This is a genomic window from Pseudoduganella lurida, assembly GCF_007830455.1.
Classification (GTDB): Bacteria; Pseudomonadota; Gammaproteobacteria; order Burkholderiales; family Burkholderiaceae_D; genus Rugamonas; species Rugamonas lurida.
The window spans coordinates 252,107-267,501 of record NZ_VLLB01000006.1 but is presented as its reverse complement, the minus strand read 5'-3'; the positions used below and the strand labels follow the sequence as shown (position 1 = coordinate 267,501).

Sequence of the window (15,395 nt, the reverse complement as noted above, 5' to 3'; positions counted from 1 at the left end):
TCATTCCTGGCCCAGCGTGGCGAGCAGGGCGCCGGAGTCGGACACGGCGCCGAACACGCCGCCCTGCATCCTGATCATGTGCAGCGCGGCCAGGTGGTTGCCATGGTCGGTGGCGCCGCAGCAGTCGGCCAGCAGCACGCACTCGAAGCCGCGGTCGTTCGCATCGCGCATCGTCGTATGCACGCACACGTCCGTCGTGATGCCGGTCAGGATGAGGTTGCGGATGCCGCGCGTGTGCAGCACCATCTCCAGGTCCGTGGCATAGAACGAACCCTTGCCCGGCTTGTCGATGATGACTTCGCCCGGCAGCGGCGCTAGCTCCTCGATGATTTCCCAACCGGGTTCGCCGCGCACGAGGATGCGGCCGCAGGGCCCCGCATCGCCGATGCCGGCGCCGATGCGCTGGGAACGCCAGCGCTTGTTGGCCGGCAGGTCCGAGAGGTCGGGGCGGTGGCCTTCGCGGGTGTGGATGATGTGATAGCCCTGTTCACGCATCTTTGCCAGCACGGCCTTGATCGGTTCGATCGGCGCGCGCGTCAGCGACAGGTCGTAGCCCATCGTGTCGACATAGCCGCCCACGCCGCAGAAGTCGGTCTGCATGTCGATGATGACGAGCGCCGTGTTGTGCGGCGCCAGGCTGCCGTCGTAGGGCCAGGGATAGGGCTCGGCGTGGATGTGGCGTTCGGTGCTCATGGTGTCAGCCCTTGAAAGTGCGGGTCGGTGGCGCGTAGCCGAACGCGCTGCCATCCTTGTGGACGACATCGTCTTCCCACGGCAGGCGATATTCTCCCTTGGCCAGGTCGTGCATATAGGTGTAGGGGCAGTCCTGCGCGCCGCCCTTCACGGCGACATAGGCGCGGTGGCCGAACTGGTAGATATTGTTTTCCACGCCCCAGTGGACGCGGGCTTCGCGCACCAGGTCCGGGCGCAGCTCGCAGGTGACGATTTCATCGGCGCGGCCATTGCCTTCGACGAGCGGCACGCCGTCGAAATTCACGAACATCGCCTCGCCCATCGAATCGAAGGTGCCGTCCGAGCCGCACATGCACACGCTGGCCGTCTGCATCAGGTTGCAGAACGCGTTGGCCTGGTTGGTGATCTTCCAGCTGTGGCGGATCGGCGTCGTGTACCCGGCCGTGCGGAGCATGATCTCGACACCCTTGTAGGCGCACTCGCGCGCCATCTCCGGGAACATGCCGTCGTGGCAGATGATGAGCGCCAGCTTGCTGCCGTTCGGACCGTCGCAGACGGGGATGCCCAGGTTGCCCGGCTCCCAGGGCTCGACCGGCACCCAGGGATGCAGCTTGCGGTAGTACAGCTTCATCTCGCCCTGGTCATCGAAGATCAGGCCCGTGTTGTACGGATTGCCGTCCGGGTTGTACTCCATGATGGAGAAGCAGCCCCAGATGCGGTGATCGATGCAGGCCTGGCGCAGCGCGGCCACTTCCGGGCCGTCGAGCCGGCACATGATCTCCGGATTCGTGTCCATCGACAGGCCATGCAGCGAGTATTCGGGAAACACGATCAGGTCCATCGCGTTCGACGAGCGGCGCGCCTTGCCGACCATCGCAACGACCTTGTCGACCTGCGCGGCCAGTGCTTCGCGGGTGTGCGGATCGGGCAGCTGCAGTTGCGCGAGGCCGATGACGACACCGTTCGGGGATTTGTTGAGACCACCAAGACCGGACATGGGTTTCCTTTGAAATTGGGTTAGCGGGTCAGACTGAGTTCGCCAGGAGCGCCGACGATGGCCTGGTTGGGCCGGCAGGTGGCGATCATGATGGCCAGCGTCAGCACATACGGCGCCGCGTTGAACAGGTAGTAGCCCGACGTGATGCCGAGCGATTGCAGGGCCGGGCCGAGGGCGCCGGCCGCACCGAAGATCATGGCCGCCAGCAGGCAGCGCAGCGGCTGCCAGCGGGCGAAGATCACCAGCGCCACTGCCATCAGGCCCTGGCCGCTGGACAGGCCTTCGTTCCAGCTGCCCGGGTAGTACAGCGACAGGTAGGCGCCGCCCACGGCCGCCAGGAAGCCGCCGCAGGCCGTGGCGATCACGCGCACGGGCGTCAGGCGCAGGCCCAGTGCACGCGCCGTTTCGGCATGGTCGCCCACGAGGCGCAGCACCAGGCCCCAGCGCGTGTGCGTCATCCCCCAGTGCAGCAGGGCGGCCAGCAGCACGCCGATCAGGAACAGGCCGTTGATCTGCAGGGCGCTGTGCAGCGCTGCGTTGTTGCTCAATGTGTCGCTCCACGCGCCGAAGTCGATCGACGGCAGCACGGGCGCCTGCGGCTGGATGTACGGCTTGCCGAGGAAGAAGGCCAGGCCGAGACCGAGCAGCATCAGCGCCATGCCGAACGCGATGTCGTTCACGCGCGGCAGCGAGCACACCAGTCCATGCAGCGCGCCGAGCACGAGGCCGGAACAGCCGGCACCCAGCACGCCCAGCCACGGCGAACCGGTGGCCAGCGCGGTGCCGTAACCGGCCATCGCGCCGAACACGAGAATGCCTTCCAGGCCCAGGTTGACGCGGCCGGCCTTCTCCGTGATGCACTCGCCGAGGCTGACGAACAGGAACGGCGTGCCGACGCGGATCGCGCCGGCAAACAAAGCGAGAAGCAGGGCGCCGAAATCCAGGCCGAGGTCAAATGCGGGCATGCTGCGCTCCGGTGGTAGGGCTGGCGAGCCGCAGGCGCCACTGGGCCAGGCGGCCGGTGAACGCTTCGCATGCCAGCAGGTTGGTAAACAGCAGGCCTTGCAGCACCAGGGTCGTGGCATCGGGCAGGTCGAGACGGCGCTGCAGCAGGCTGCCGCTCGACTCGATGCCGCCGATGAAGATGGCGCACACGATCACGGCCAGCGGATTCTGGCGCGCCGCGAAGGCCACCAGGATGCCGCTGTAGCCATAGCCGGCCAGCAGCGCCGTGTTGGCATTGCCGTGCACGGCCGCGACTTCGAACATGCCGGCCAGGCCGGCCGCCGCGCCGCCCAGCAGGCAGGCGATGAAGACGATGCGCCCCACCGGCAGGCCGACGAGCTTCGCGGCGCGCACATTGCCGCCCGTGACGGACATGGTAAAGCCCAGCGTGCTGTAACGGACCAGCAGGTGCGCCGCCACGCAGGCCAGTACGCCCCACACCAGGCCCCAGTGCACGTCGAGGCCGGGCAGGGTGCCGATCAGCAGGTGGTCCGGCAGCGGCAGCGTGGAAGGCTTGTTCAGGCTGGCCGGATCGCGCAGCGGCCCTTCCACCAGGTGGCGGAACACGGCCAGCGCGATGTACGCCAGCAGCAGGCTGCCGATGGTTTCATTGATGCCGCGCGCCTGCCGCAGCCAGCCGGCAAGCCCTATCCACAGGCCGCCCGCCAGCGCACCGGCCACGCCCATCAGCACCAGTCCCGGCAGGCCGGGCATCGCCGCGGGGAAGGCCAGCGGCACGATTGCCGCCGCCAGACCGCCCAGCGCCAGCGCACCTTCGCCACCGATGATGACGAGGCCCGTGCGCGCCGGCAGCGCCACGCACAGCGCCGTGAACATCAGCGGCGCGGCGCGCTGCAGCGTGTTCTGCCACGCGAACGAGGAACCGAACGCGCCTTCGAACACGAGGGCGCACGCTTCCAGCACCGGCTGGCCCTGCACGAGCAGGAACAGCATGAACATGGCCAGCGCGGAGAGCAGCGCGCACAGCGTGGGCACTGCGGACAGCAGCCCTGGCAGGAGGCGCCTGGAAATCGGTAGCATCGCGCGTCCGTTACACCTGGCCGATGACGCCGGCCACCAGGTAGTTCATCGATTCCAGCTCGATCGCGGTCTGCTGCTGCACCACGCCGGCCGGGATGACGGTCTTGCCCGTGTTGTCCTTCAGCGGGCCCTTGAAGATCGGGTACTGGCCGGCCAGCATTTTCGCTTTCACCTGGTCGGCATTGGCCTTCGCCTTTGCCGTGACGGCCGGACCGTACGGGGACATCTTCACGAAGCCTTCCTTCAGGCCGCCGCGCAGGAAGTTGGTCATCGGCCTGCCTTCCAGCGCGCCTTTCACGAACACGGTATAGGGCGTGACCCAGTCCCATTCGGCGCCGGTGAGGTAGCCCTTCGGCGCCAGCCTGGCCTGGCTGGCGTGGTAGCCGCAGGTCATGGCGCCGCGTTTTTCCGCCGTCTCCACGATCACCTTCGGGCCGTCGACGTGGCAGGTCAGCACATCGCACTTCTGGTCGATCAGGCTGTTGGCAGCTTCCGCTTCCTTGACCGGCAGCGACCAGTCGCCCGTGAAGATCACGCGCACCGTGATCGACGGATCGACCGACTGCGCGCCCAGCGCGAAGGCGTTGATGTTGCGGAGGACTTGCGGAATCGGCTTGGCGGCCACGAAGCCCAGTTTTTTTGTCTTGCTCATGTGGCCGGCCACGACGCCGTTCAGGTACTGGCATTCCTCGATATAGCCGAAGAAGCTGCCTGCGTTGACCGGGTGCTTGCCCTTGGTCCACAGGCCGCCGCAGTGGGCGAAGCGCACCTTCGGGTTCTGTTCGGCGACCTTGATCACATGCGGATCGAAATAGCCGAAGGACGTCGGGAAGATCAGGCCGGCGCCATCCTGGGCGATCATCGCCTGCATCGATTTCTGCACCGCGACGGTTTCCGGCACGCGCTCTTCCTCGATGACTTTCACGCCCGGCATTTTCTTGATGGCGGCGGCGGCCTGCGCGTGGGCCTGGTTGTAGCCGAAGTCGTCGCGCGGGCCCACGTAGATGAAGCCGACGGTCAGCTTGCCATCCGCGCCGAACGCGAACTGCAGCGGCATGGCGCTGCCGAGGGCGACGGCACCGGTGGCCTTCAGGAAGTTGCGGCGGTCGAGCTTGTTCATGAAATCCCTTTCAGATGATGGATCGAGTGGTTCAGGTGGACTGGCCGTCGCGCAGGTACGCGCGCCAGCCGCCGAAATGGGTGATGTCGCGTGCGCCGGCCAGGGCGGCGCCTTCGCAGATGAAGCCCTTGACTGTGCTGCCATCCTCCAGCCGCACCGAGCCGATGCCGAGGGGCGCCGGGATGGCGGCGACGAAGCTGCCGAACAGCCGCAGCGGCAGCTCCCACGTTTCGACCTCGATGGCAGCGCCGTCCCTGTCGACGCGTGCCAGGCCGGGTTTCGGCGGGGTGGTGCCGGCCAGCGCGTACAGGCGGTAGTCGGGCGACGTGCGGGTGCTGCGCAGCTTGCGGGCGCCCCGTTCGAGCAGCTGCCAGTTCAGCGGCTGGCCTTCCAGGTGCGCGCCGACGACGGCCAGCATCACGGTTGGTTCGCTGAACGGCAGCGGATTGGCGGCAAGGCTGGCGGCGGCAGCGCGGGCGTCGGCGAACGGCGCGTTGAACGCGGCGCCGGCCAGGGCCAGCAGATGGTCCGAGCCGGCGCGGCCGACGATCGTTACGCCGGCCGGCAGCCCGTCGGGACGGTAACCGGCGGGAATCGCCAGCGCCGCCATGTCGAAGAAGTTCACGAAGTTGGTGTAGTAACCCAGCTCGCTGTTGCGCAGGACCGGCTCGGCCTGGACTTCGGCGATCGTCGGCATCGTCGGCGCGGTGGGCACCAGCAGGAAGTCGATGTCGCGCAGGCTCGCTTCGGCCTGGCGGCGCAGCGCGGCGAGACGGTACTGGCCTTCGAAGGCATCGACGGCGCTGTAGCCGTCGGCCTGGGCGACGATGCCGCGCACGGTCGGGTCCAGCGCTTCCGGGTCGCGCTCGAACAGCTCGCCGATGGCGGCGCGGCGTTCGGCCACCCACGGGCCGGCGTACAGCAGGCGGGCGGCATCGGCGAACGGCTGGAACGGTATCCGCACGATCTGGGCGCCGGGCATCGTGGCCCAGGCGAGCAGGGCGGCATCGAAGGCTGCTTCGGCCGCGCCATCGCCGAAGAATTCCAGGCGGTCCGGGACGGCGATGCGGTAGCCCCGCTTGCCTTCGGGCTGCGCGCCGCCCATGGCGACCTGGCGCGAGAATGGATCCTGCGGGTCGTGGCCGGCGATGCAGCGCAGCACCTGCCAGGCGTCGTCGACGGAGCGGGCAAAGATGGACACGCAATCGAGGCTGCGGCAGGCCGGCACCACGCCGCGGGTGCTGACCAGGCCCCTGGTGGGCTTCAGCCCGACGATCCCGTTGAAGCCGGCCGGCACGCGGCCCGAACCGGCCGTATCGGTGCCCAGCGTGAAGCTGGCCATGCCGAGCGCCACGGCCACCGCCGAGCCGGCGCTGGAGCCGCCCGACACATATTCCGGGTTCAGCGCATTGCGCACCGCGCCATGCGGCGAACGGGTGCCGACCAGGCCGGTGGCGAACTGGTCGAGGTTGGTCTTGCCCAGCAACAGGGCGCCGGCATCGAGCAGCTTGCGCACGGCGTGGGCGTCCTCGTCCGGCACGTAGGCAAAAGCGGGGCAGGCGGCCGTCGTCGGGATGCCGGCCACGTCGATATTGTCCTTCACGGCGAAGGGGATGCCGAACAGGGGGAGCGTGTCGAATATGGCGGGGCCATGCTGCTGCCATGCCGCATCGAGCATCGCCAGCTGGCGATCCATGGCGTCATCGCCCATGCGGCTGATCCAGATCTCCGGGCGATTGGCCGCTGCGATGCGCGCGTCCAGCTGGCGCACCAGATCGGCCGGGGTGAGAGTGCCATCGCGGTAGTGCGCCTGGAGGGTGGCGATGTTCGTGAAGTCCATGGTCGTCGTCATTGTGTTCAATCTTGCATACAAGATGGTATGCAGTGTTTAGCAAATGGTGTGCCAGTGCCTGCGCTGGTCGCGCGAAGTGGCTTGTGCAGGGGCTTGCGGGCATGCTGGGGATTCAGGCCGGGCCGCCGGTTCACGCCGGGAAGGCCAGGGCATGCACCAGATCGGCACTGCGGCGTGGTGCATTGCCTGAAAGCGGTGCGTGCGTGGCGTGACCGACCGGTAAAACATACGTCACAAGAGACTGATAAAATCCCTCCTCACTAAAACATTCGGCAAGGAAGAAGAACATGATCAAAGTTGGCATCGTAGGCGGCACCGGCTACACCGGCGTGGAACTGCTGCGATTGTTGGCCGTCCATCCCAAGGTGCAGCTGACGGCCATCACGTCGCGCAAGGAAGATGGCCTGCCCGTGGCCGACATGTATCCGTCGCTGCGCGGCCGCGTGGACCTGGCGTTTTCGGCGCCGGACAAGGTCGACCTGACGCAGTGCGACGTCGTGTTCTTTGCCACCCCGCATGGCGTGGCCATGGCGCAGGCGCCGGAACTGCTGGCCAAGGGCGTGAAGGTGATCGACCTGGCAGCGGACTTCCGCATCAAGGACCGCGCCGTGTTCGAGAAGACGTACAAGATCGACCACACCGCGCCGGAACTGCTGGAGCAGGCCGTGTACGGTCTTGTCGAGCTGAACCGTGAAGAGATCCGGGGCGCGAACCTGATCGCCAATCCGGGCTGCTATCCGAACACGATGCAGGTCGGCTTCGCGCCGCTGCTGAAGGCCGGCGTGATCGATGCTGGCAACCTGATCGCTGACTGCAAGTCCGGTGTGTCCGGCGCGGGTCGCAAGGCCGAGATCGGCATCCTGTTCTCCGAGTCCAGCGACAACTTCAAGGCTTACGGCGTGTCCGGCCACCGCCACACGCCGGAAACCACGGCGCAGTTGCAGCGCCTGACAGACGAGAAGGTCTCGCTGATCTTCACGCCGCACCTGGTGCCGATGATCCGCGGCATGCACTCGACCCTGTACGCCAAGCTGACGAAGGACATCGGCAACGAGGAACTGCAGAAGCTGTTCGAGGATGCGTACGCGGGCGAGCAGTTCGTCGACGTGATGCCGTTCGGTTCGCATCCGGAAACGCGCACCACCAAGGGTTCGAACATGCTGCGCCTGGCGGTGCACCGTCCGGACAATGGCAACACCGTCATCGTGCTGGTGGTGCAGGACAACCTGGTGAAGGGCGCATCCGGCCAGGCCGTGCAGTGCATGAACCTGATGTTCGGCCTGGAAGAAAGCCTCGGCCTGAATACGATCGCGCTGCTTCCTTGACACTCCGACATTGCATTGCGGCCGGGGTGCCACATCTTGGGCTTCATATCCCCCGGAAATGAAGCCCTCCGCAGCAGCAGGCGGCGCAAGGGTCTATAATGGACCCCAACGAATATCAGTAGGAGTTCCTCATGAATGCAGTAGCAGAAGCGGCAGTAACGGAAGCGGCAACGAGCACCACGATCGACGGCATGCCGGCACCGATCGTCTTCACGGACAGCGCGGCCGACAAAGTGGCCCAGCTGATCGAGGAAGAAGGCAATCCGGACCTCAAACTGCGCGTGTTCGTGCAGGGCGGCGGCTGCTCCGGCTTCCAGTACGGTTTCACGTTCGATGAAATCGTCAACGAAGACGACACCACGATGGTCAAGAACGGCGTCCAGCTGCTGATCGACTCGATGAGCTACCAGTACCTGGTCGGCGCCGAGATCGACTACAAGGACGACCTGGAAGGCGCCCAGTTCGTGATCAAGAACCCGTCGGCCACGTCCACCTGCGGCTGCGGTTCCTCGTTCTCCGTCTAAGCAATACAGCATCCCCATCACGGCGGGCAGCTTCGGCTCCCCGCCGTTTTTCGTTTACGGCCGAGCCTGTGTCCACCGTGGGGTCAACCCCATTTTCGGACACGAGCTCGGCATTCGTAAGGATGGGCTCGTGTCCGATTTCGGGGTTGATCCCTGAGTGGACACGAGCTCGGCGGTAGATCAGGCGGTGGCGGGGCGGGCGCTGGAGGCGAGGCGTGCGGCGAGCTCGTCCCATTTGCGGTCATGGAAGGGGAGGACGATCACGTTCAGGATCGGCTCGAGGACCGCAGCCAGGCCGCCGAAGGCGAGCGAGCCGGTGGCAAGGTACATCACGGCGAAGGCGATGACGAGGTGGAAGGCCGTCTGGCTCAGTTTTTCGGCGGCCAGCAGCGCGGTGGCGTTGCGGGCCGAGCGGTGGCGCAGACGGTGCCAGAAACCTTCGTGCAGCGGCAGCAGGGCGACGTTGATGATTGGCTCGATGATAGCGGCCAGGCCGCCCAGCGCCAGCGAACCCGTCGTCAGGTAGATCAGCGTGAACGCGATGCCCATGTGGGTGGTGACCTGGCTGAGTTTTTTCGCTGCAATGATCATGACTGCCTCTGCTGTAATTAACCGTTGAGGCAGATGATAACGATTCTCGTTTATTAGGGAAAATTGATTGTTTCGACCGGAGTGATTTGTTTTTCCAATCATGGGCGTGTCGATGTACGCACCCCCGGGCCGTTGTGAAGGAGAGCGGCCCACTGCCGTGTACCTTCAGGAGATCATCGTGACCAGCACAGCCAAGGGACCAGCGTCCTATTTCCCGTCCATCGAGAAAACCTACGGCCACCCGGTGGAACACTGGTTAACGCTGTTGCGCGAGCGTCAGGCAGGAGCAAAGCACATGGCGCTGGTGAACTGGCTGAAGAGCGAGCACGGCCTCGGCCACGGCCATGCAAATGCACTCGTGGCCCATCTGCTCGCAGGCACCAAGTAGGAAACTCAGCGCGGATACAGCGCGCCCAGCACGCGTTCGCCGCCGGCGCCCGTGACGGACGGCAGGTTGCCGGCCTTGCGCTCGTCGAAACGCCACGCCAGCCAGGCCCAGCACAGCGCCTCGACATGCGAGGGATCGGCACCCAACGCCAGCGTCGTCTGCACTTTCACGCCACTGCCCAGCTCGGTAGCGAGCATGCCCAGCAGGGTGGCATTGAACGCGCCGCCGCCGCAGACGAACAGCGCATCGGCGTCCGGCGCATGCTCGCGGATGCCGCGTGCCAGCGTGATGGCCGTCAGCTGCGTGAGGGTGGCTGCCACATCCTGCGTGGCCGCGCTTTCGAAGCCCGCCAGCCGCGCATGCACCCAGTCCAGGTGGAACAGGTCGCGCCCCGTGCTTTTCGGCGGCGGGAGCGCGAAGTAGGGTTCGGCCAGCAGCGACTGCAGCAACGCCGGCAGCACCGTGCCGGAGGCCGCCCACGCGCCCTGTTCGTCGTAGGGCTTGCCCAGATGCAGCCGGGTCCATTCATCGATCAGTACGTTGCCGGGGCCCGTGTCGAAGCCCGTCACATGGCCGTCCGCCGGCAGCACGCTGATATTGCCGATACCGCCGATATTGGCCAGCACGCGCGTCCTGCCCGGTTCGCCGAACAGCGCCAGGTGCGCGGCCGGCACCAGCGGCGCGCCCTGGCCGCCGGCCGCCACGTCCCGCGAACGGAAGTCGACGATCGCATCGATGCAGGACAGTTCCGCCAGCACCGCGCCGTTGATCGTCTGGCGCGTGTAGCCCAGTTCCGGACGGTGACGGATCGTCTGGCCATGGGCGCCGATCGCCCGCACATCGGCCGCCTGCATGCCGGACTTTTCCAGCAGCGCCGCCACGCATTGCGCGTAGACCTGCGCGATGCCGATGCCGGCCAGCGCCTCGCGTTCCAGTTCATTGTCGCCTGCCGCCTGCAGTGCACGCAGCTCGGCCAGCAGCGGTGCGGGATAGGGCAGGTGATGCGACGCCATCGTGCGCGCGGCGCCGGCCCAGAACTCGACCAGCACGCCATCGACGCCGTCGAGGCTGGTGCCGGACATCAAACCGATAAACAGGCTCATCAGAAGTAACGAAAGTAGATGTTGTGGCTATTGTGCCCGGATGTGCCTGAATGTGAAACAGCTAACAGTCGTTGCGCGAACAGGGGAATACACTGGTTTCACAGTGAGGGCGGAATAGAAAACGGCGCCACGAAGGCGCCGCGTTCAGGAGTACGGAAGGATTACTTCTGTGCCAGGGTGCTGGCCGAACCTACCGGACGCAGCAAGGCAAAACGGTGGATCATGTCGCCAGCCACCGCGTTGAAACGGGCTTTTTCGGCAGCCGTCAGGGGCGCCTGGGCCAGCAAGTTCAGCTTGGCCGGATCCTTCGCTTCGCCGCCCACGCGGAATTCGTAGTGCAGGTGCGCGCCGGTCGACCAGCCGGTCGTGCCCACGTAGCCGATCAGGTCGCCCTGGCTGACTTTCTGGCCCTTCTTCACGCCCGCCGCAAAACGGCTCATGTGCGCGTAGGCGGTCGAGTAGTTGTTCCAGTGCTTCAGCACGATCACATTGCCGTAGCCATTCTGCGTGCCGGCAAAATCAATGACGCCATCGCCAGCAGCGCGGATCGGCGTACCGGTCGGTGCCGCGAAGTCAATGCCCTTGTGGGCTTTCCAGTCGCCCGAGATCGGGTGCACGCGCATCGAGAAGCCGGACGACACACGCGTGAATTCCAGCGGCGATTTCAGGAAGGCCTTCTTCAGCGCCTTGCCGTCGAAGCTGTAGTAGCCGCCGCCCGTCTTGCTGGCAGGGTCCTCGAACCACACGGACTGATACGTCGTGCCGCGGTTGGTGAATTCACCGGCCAGGATGCGGCCCACGCGCACCATCTCGCCATCCTGCCAGAACGTTTCGTACACCACGTTGAAGCGGTCGCCGCGCTTCACGTCGGAGCGGAAGTCGATATTGGTCGAGAACATTTCCAGGATCTGGCGCACGATGGCATCCGGCAGGCGGGCACCGTCCGCATCGGAATCGGTGGCAGCGAACAGCGTGGACGTGATGTCGCGGGCATGCATCTCCACGCGGCGTTCCAGCTTGATCGGTGCTTCGTCGGCGGTGAAACCTTCGCCTTTTTTCGTAATCGAAACAGTCTTGACGGGGATGTCCTTGCCGTCGACGATGCTGGCGCGCAGCCACAGCAGCTTGCCATCGTCATCGGTCTGGGCCAGCACGCGCTTGCCGGTGCGCAGCTGCATCACGGCCTTGGCGGTCTTGTCCTTCTTGATGAAGGTTTCCGCGGCATCGTCGTCGACACCCAGGCGCTGCATCAGCGTGGCCAGCGTATCGCCGGCGCGGATGCGTTCTTCACGCACATACTTCTGCGTGTCGTCCTGTTGATCGATTTCGGTGAGCTGGGAGGAGAGGTTCGGCGAGGCGATGTCCTGCGTGATCGTCTTGACCGGCAGATTGTCGTCATCCATGGCCAGCGGGGCCACACCGGCGGCGCCAAAGGCAACGAAAGTGAGCGCCACGGCGGACGCGCTGACGATGCGGGCCTTGCGGGTCGAACCTAGCAGATGATACAAGCGCGAGCTTGTGAACTTATGTATTGGGTTCATGCAATCAGTTAGAATTTGCCGCTTGAACGATGATTTTTTAGCTTTTTTTATTGTAACTTGTTGATTTAGCTCGTTTTCGTTGGGCAAGATTGATGGGATCGGGCATTATAACGCATTCCTGCGCTACGCCAACATTTTGAGAAAATTCTGCGATTCATGGATAAGAACACCCCGGCGCCAGACCTTCCTTCCGCCACTGCTGCCGCGACCAATAGCGCAACAAACTCCGCCCTCCCTGTTACCAAATTCCCGCTGAGCGATGCTGTCCAGGAAGCGCTCGCGGTCGCCAAGCGCGGCGTCGACGAACTGCTGATCGAGAGCGAATTCGCCCAGAAGCTGGCCCGTTCCGAAGCCAGCGGCGTGCCGCTGCGCATCAAGCTGGGCCTCGACCCCACGGCGCCCGACCTGCACCTGGGCCACACGGTGGTGCTGAACAAGATGCGCCAGCTGCAGAACCTGGGTCACCAGGTGATCTTCCTGATCGGCGACTTCACGTCGATGATCGGCGACCCTTCCGGCCGCAATGCCACCCGCCCGCCGCTCACGCGCGAACAGATCGAACAGAACGCGCAGACCTACTTCAAGCAGGCCTCGCTGGTGCTCGATCCGGAGAAGACGGAAATCCGCTACAACTCGGAATGGTGCGACCAGCTGGGCGCGCGCGGCATGATCCAGCTCGCTTCCCGCTACACCGTCGCCCGCATGATGGAGCGCGACGACTTTGCCAAGCGCTTCAAGAATGGGACACCGATCTCGGTGCATGAGTTCCTGTACCCGCTGATGCAGGGCTACGACTCTGTGGCCCTGAAGAGCGACCTGGAGCTGGGCGGCACGGACCAGAAGTTCAACCTGCTGGTGGGCCGCGAGCTGCAGAAGGACTGGGGCCAGGAGCCGCAGTGCATCCTGACGATGCCGCTGCTGGAAGGCCTCGACGGCGTCGACAAGATGTCGAAGTCGAAGAACAACTACATCGGCATCACCGAGCCGGCCAACACCATGTTCGCGAAAGTGATGAGCATCTCGGACACGATGATGTGGCGCTACTACGAGCTGCTGTCGTGGCGTTCGCTGGACGAGGTGGCGAACCTGAAGCAGGCCGTCGCGAACGGCGCCAATCCGCGCGATGCGAAAGTGGCGATCGCCCAGGAAATCGTCGAACGCTTCCACTCGCGCCAGGCGGCCGAGGATGCGCTGGCCGACTTCGTCAACCGCTCGAAGGGCGGCATTCCGGACGATATCGCCGAGATCGGCGTGACCGGTGCGCCGCTGGGCGTGGCGCAGCTGCTCAAGCAGACCGGGCTGTGCGCCTCGACATCCGAAGCGATGCGCATGATCGACCAAGGCGGCGTGCGCATCGACGGCACCGTCATCAGCGACAAGGCCCTGAAGGCCGAGGCCAGCACGTTCGTGCTGCAGGTGGGCAAGCGCAAGTTCGCCCGGATCACGCTGACGGCATGATTGCTTTACTCCAGAGGGTGACGTCGGCCCAGGTCGTCGTCGACGGCGCCGTGATCGGTGCCATCGATGGCGGGCTGATGGTGCTGGTCTGCGCGGAGAAGGGCGATACCGAAAAGGAGGCCGAGGCACTGCTGGCCAAGCTGCTGGCCTACCGCGTCTTCTCCGACGAGGCCGGCAAGATGAACCGCAGCGTCACGGACGTGGCCGGCGGCCTGCTGCTGGTGCCGCAGTTCACGCTGGCGGCGGACACGCGCTCCGGCACGCGCCCCTCGTTCTCGCCGGCCGCCGCGCCGGAAGACGGCCGGCGCCTGTTCGACCATTTCGTGCGCGCCGCGCGCAGCCGCCATGCCGTCGTGCAGACGGGCCAGTTCGGCGCGGACATGAAAGTCGCGCTGACCAACGACGGCCCGGTAACGTTCTGGCTCCAGGTGGGTCCAAGTAAACAACAGGCTTCGACTTAAGGACGACGTATGCGCTTGTGGAGCGATTCATTCAAGAACGGTGCCGCGATTCCCCCAGCATTCGCCTTTGCCGAGCCGGATCCGGCGGGGCACGTGCGCCTGGCCGGCAACCGCAATCCCCACCTGGCGTGGGACGATATCCCGGCCGGCACGGCCTCGCTGGTGCTGCTGTGCATCGACGGCGATGCGCCCACGGTCGGCACGGACGTCAACCAGGAGGGCAAAACCGTTCCGGCCGACCTGCCACGCGGCGACTTTTATCATTGGGCGCTGGTCGATATTCCGCCCACGCTGGCCAGTCTGCCGGCCGGCGATTATTCGAACGGCGTCACGCCGAAGGGTAAACCAGGGCCGCAGCTGAGCGACGGCGCGGCGCAGATGCGCCAGGGCCAGAACGACTACACGGGCTGGTTCGCCGCCGATCCGGCCATGGCCGGCCGCTATTTCGGCTACGACGGCCCGTGCCCGCCATGGAACGACGAGCGCGTGCACCACTACATCTTCCGGCTGTATGCGATCGACGTGCCGCGGCTGCCCGTGGAAGGCGACTTCACGGCCCGGCAGGCGCTGGCGGCGCTGCACGGCCACATCCTCGATGAAGCCCAGCTGATCGGCACCTACAGCCTGAACACGACCGTGAAGTCCGCATGACGACGGAACTGCTGCTGATCCGCCACGGCGAAACGGCGTGGAACGCGGTGCGCCGCCTGCAGGGGCACCTGGACATCGGCCTGAACGATGCAGGACGCCGCCAGGCCTCGGCACTGGCCCGCGCGCTGGCGGCCGAGCCGCTGGCCGCCATCGTGTCGAGCGACCTGCAGCGGGCGATGCACACGGCCCAGGCCGTGGCCGAGCACCACCACGTGCCGTTCCACACGGACCGCGAACTGCGCGAACGGGGCTATGGCGTGTTCGAAGGCCTGTTGTATACCGAGATCGAAGAGCGCTACCCGGACCACTTCGCTGCCTGGCAGGGCCGGCACGTGGATGCCGTGATGCCGCATGGCGAGCGTCATGCCGAGAGCTTCCGCCACTTCTACGAGCGCTCCACCGCCGCGGTCGGCCGCTGGGCCGACCAGTATGCCGGCCAGCGGCTGGTGATCGTCGCCCACGGCGGCGTGCTGGAATGCGCCTACCGCGCCGCCACCGCGATGGCGCTGGAAAGCCCGCGCAACTTCCAGGTGCGCAACGCCAGCATCAACCGCTTCACCTGGTCCAACGGCCGCCTGGCGCTCAGCCACTGGGGCGACGTCGACCACCTCGCCACCGCGCTCGACGACATCTGAAGTTGCCGGA

Annotated in this window: 17 protein-coding genes; 7 read left to right on the top strand and 10 right to left on the bottom strand. The window is 65.8% G+C overall.

Going from position 1 to position 15,395, the window contains the following annotated elements; genetic code table 11:
• The 7 genes from biuH to IP91_RS26090 all read right to left on the bottom strand — a co-directional run bounded on the left by biuH (position 1) and on the right by IP91_RS26090 (position 6,997).
• Entirely contained in the window at positions 1–693 is a 693-nt protein-coding gene (gene biuH, locus IP91_RS18155; protein ID WP_145650505.1) for a biuret amidohydrolase, read from the bottom strand.
• 4 nt (positions 694–697) lie between these two features.
• A complete protein-coding gene (locus tag IP91_RS18150) occupies positions 698–1,690 on the bottom strand; it encodes a formamidase (RefSeq protein WP_145650504.1) in 993 nt (330 codons plus the stop codon).
• Positions 1,691–1,710: 20 nt separating this feature from the next.
• A complete protein-coding gene (locus tag IP91_RS18145) occupies positions 1,711–2,655 on the bottom strand; it encodes an ABC transporter permease (protein WP_145650503.1) in 945 nt (314 codons plus the stop codon).
• On the bottom strand, positions 2,642–3,736 hold the full coding sequence (locus IP91_RS18140; RefSeq protein ID WP_145650502.1) for an ABC transporter permease: 1,095 nt from the start codon (positions 3,734–3,736) through the stop codon (positions 2,642–2,644). Before IP91_RS18140 ends, IP91_RS18145 begins: the two co-directional genes overlap by 14 nt.
• 10 nt (positions 3,737–3,746) lie before the next feature.
• Positions 3,747–4,856, bottom strand: coding sequence for a BMP family ABC transporter substrate-binding protein (locus tag IP91_RS18135; RefSeq protein WP_145650501.1), 1,110 nt, complete (start codon positions 4,854–4,856; stop codon positions 3,747–3,749).
• Positions 4,857–4,887: 31 nt separating this feature from the next.
• The gene (atzF, locus tag IP91_RS18130) at positions 4,888–6,708 is read right to left on the bottom strand and encodes an allophanate hydrolase (protein ID WP_145650500.1); all 1,821 of its coding nucleotides are present in this window, start codon (positions 6,706–6,708) and stop codon (positions 4,888–4,890) included.
• A gap of 130 nt (positions 6,709–6,838) precedes the next feature.
• Positions 6,839–6,997 carry a hypothetical protein gene (locus tag IP91_RS26090; RefSeq protein ID WP_158643166.1) on the bottom strand — a complete coding sequence of 53 codons (159 nt, stop codon included), beginning with the start codon at positions 6,995–6,997 and terminating at the stop codon, positions 6,839–6,841.
• Here IP91_RS26090 and argC point away from each other — a divergent pair.
• Positions 6,996–8,033 (top strand): N-acetyl-gamma-glutamyl-phosphate reductase, encoded by a 1,038-nt coding sequence (gene argC, locus IP91_RS18125; RefSeq protein WP_145650499.1) that lies wholly within the window; start codon positions 6,996–6,998, stop codon positions 8,031–8,033. The two genes, IP91_RS26090 and argC, sit on opposite strands and share 2 nt — an antisense overlap.
• Positions 8,034–8,164: 131 nt before the next feature.
• On the top strand, positions 8,165–8,557 hold the full coding sequence (gene erpA / locus IP91_RS18120) for an iron-sulfur cluster insertion protein ErpA (protein WP_145650498.1): 393 nt from the start codon (positions 8,165–8,167) through the stop codon (positions 8,555–8,557).
• A 180-nt stretch (positions 8,558–8,737) separates the two neighbouring features.
• On the opposite strand, the gene IP91_RS18115 is transcribed toward erpA, so the two are convergent.
• On the bottom strand, positions 8,738–9,148 hold the full coding sequence (locus IP91_RS18115; protein WP_145650497.1) for a DUF2061 domain-containing protein: 411 nt from the start codon (positions 9,146–9,148) through the stop codon (positions 8,738–8,740).
• Between the two features lie 172 nt (positions 9,149–9,320).
• On the opposite strand from IP91_RS18115, the gene IP91_RS18110 reads away from it, so the two are divergent.
• Positions 9,321–9,536, top strand: coding sequence for a DUF4287 domain-containing protein (locus IP91_RS18110; protein WP_229474640.1), 216 nt, complete (start codon positions 9,321–9,323; stop codon positions 9,534–9,536).
• A gap of 5 nt (positions 9,537–9,541) precedes the next feature.
• On the opposite strand, the gene IP91_RS18105 is transcribed toward IP91_RS18110, so the two are convergent.
• The gene (locus IP91_RS18105; RefSeq protein WP_145650495.1) at positions 9,542–10,639 is read right to left on the bottom strand and encodes an anhydro-N-acetylmuramic acid kinase; all 1,098 of its coding nucleotides are present in this window, start codon (positions 10,637–10,639) and stop codon (positions 9,542–9,544) included.
• 161 nt (positions 10,640–10,800) lie between these two features.
• A complete protein-coding gene (locus IP91_RS18100; protein ID WP_145650494.1) occupies positions 10,801–12,180 on the bottom strand; it encodes a M23 family metallopeptidase in 1,380 nt (459 codons plus the stop codon).
• A 156-nt stretch (positions 12,181–12,336) separates the two neighbouring features.
• Between IP91_RS18100 and tyrS the strand changes: the two genes are divergently transcribed.
• Genes tyrS through IP91_RS18080 form a run of 4 tightly spaced genes read left to right on the top strand, consistent with a single transcriptional unit; the run spans position 12,337 to position 15,385 of the window.
• Entirely contained in the window at positions 12,337–13,638 is a 1,302-nt protein-coding gene (gene tyrS, locus IP91_RS18095) for a tyrosine--tRNA ligase (protein WP_145650493.1), read from the top strand.
• Positions 13,635–14,099, top strand: a complete 465-nt coding sequence (dtd, locus tag IP91_RS18090; protein ID WP_145650492.1) for a D-aminoacyl-tRNA deacylase — start codon at positions 13,635–13,637, stop codon at positions 14,097–14,099. Before tyrS ends, dtd begins: the two co-directional genes overlap by 4 nt.
• Positions 14,100–14,108: 9 nt before the next feature.
• Complete coding sequence (locus IP91_RS18085; protein ID WP_145650491.1) at positions 14,109–14,750, top strand: YbhB/YbcL family Raf kinase inhibitor-like protein; 642 nt, start codon at positions 14,109–14,111, stop codon at positions 14,748–14,750.
• On the top strand, positions 14,747–15,385 hold the full coding sequence (locus IP91_RS18080) for a histidine phosphatase family protein (RefSeq protein WP_145650490.1): 639 nt from the start codon (positions 14,747–14,749) through the stop codon (positions 15,383–15,385). The genes IP91_RS18085 and IP91_RS18080 overlap by 4 nt, the downstream gene beginning before the upstream one ends.
• Positions 15,386–15,395: the final 10 nt, after the last annotated feature.

What these genes read in the sequence shown, in the direction of transcription:
- IP91_RS26090 (WP_158643166.1), bottom strand. Translation starts at nt 6,997, where the DNA reads ATGTTCTTCTTCCTTGCCGAATGTTTTAGTGAGGAGGGATTTTATCAG.
- argC (WP_145650499.1), top strand. Translation starts at nt 6,996, where the DNA reads ATGATCAAAGTTGGCATCGTAGGCGGCACCGGCTACACCGGCGTGGAA.
- tyrS (WP_145650493.1), top strand. Translation starts at nt 12,337, where the DNA reads ATGGATAAGAACACCCCGGCGCCAGACCTTCCTTCCGCCACTGCTGCC.
- IP91_RS18100 (WP_145650494.1), bottom strand. Translation starts at nt 12,180, where the DNA reads ATGAACCCAATACATAAGTTCACAAGCTCGCGCTTGTATCATCTGCTA.
- IP91_RS18080 (WP_145650490.1), top strand. Translation starts at nt 14,747, where the DNA reads ATGACGACGGAACTGCTGCTGATCCGCCACGGCGAAACGGCGTGGAAC.
- IP91_RS18115 (WP_145650497.1), bottom strand. Translation starts at nt 9,148, where the DNA reads ATGATCATTGCAGCGAAAAAACTCAGCCAGGTCACCACCCACATGGGC.
- IP91_RS18140 (WP_145650502.1), bottom strand. Translation starts at nt 3,736, where the DNA reads ATGCTACCGATTTCCAGGCGCCTCCTGCCAGGGCTGCTGTCCGCAGTG.
- IP91_RS18085 (WP_145650491.1), top strand. Translation starts at nt 14,109, where the DNA reads ATGCGCTTGTGGAGCGATTCATTCAAGAACGGTGCCGCGATTCCCCCA.
- IP91_RS18105 (WP_145650495.1), bottom strand. Translation starts at nt 10,639, where the DNA reads ATGAGCCTGTTTATCGGTTTGATGTCCGGCACCAGCCTCGACGGCGTC.
- IP91_RS18135 (WP_145650501.1), bottom strand. Translation starts at nt 4,856, where the DNA reads ATGAACAAGCTCGACCGCCGCAACTTCCTGAAGGCCACCGGTGCCGTC.
- erpA (WP_145650498.1), top strand. Translation starts at nt 8,165, where the DNA reads ATGAATGCAGTAGCAGAAGCGGCAGTAACGGAAGCGGCAACGAGCACC.
- biuH (WP_145650505.1), bottom strand. Translation starts at nt 693, where the DNA reads ATGAGCACCGAACGCCACATCCACGCCGAGCCCTATCCCTGGCCCTAC.
- atzF (WP_145650500.1), bottom strand. Translation starts at nt 6,708, where the DNA reads ATGACGACGACCATGGACTTCACGAACATCGCCACCCTCCAGGCGCAC.
- IP91_RS18150 (WP_145650504.1), bottom strand. Translation starts at nt 1,690, where the DNA reads ATGTCCGGTCTTGGTGGTCTCAACAAATCCCCGAACGGTGTCGTCATC.
- dtd (WP_145650492.1), top strand. Translation starts at nt 13,635, where the DNA reads ATGATTGCTTTACTCCAGAGGGTGACGTCGGCCCAGGTCGTCGTCGAC.
- IP91_RS18145 (WP_145650503.1), bottom strand. Translation starts at nt 2,655, where the DNA reads ATGCCCGCATTTGACCTCGGCCTGGATTTCGGCGCCCTGCTTCTCGCT.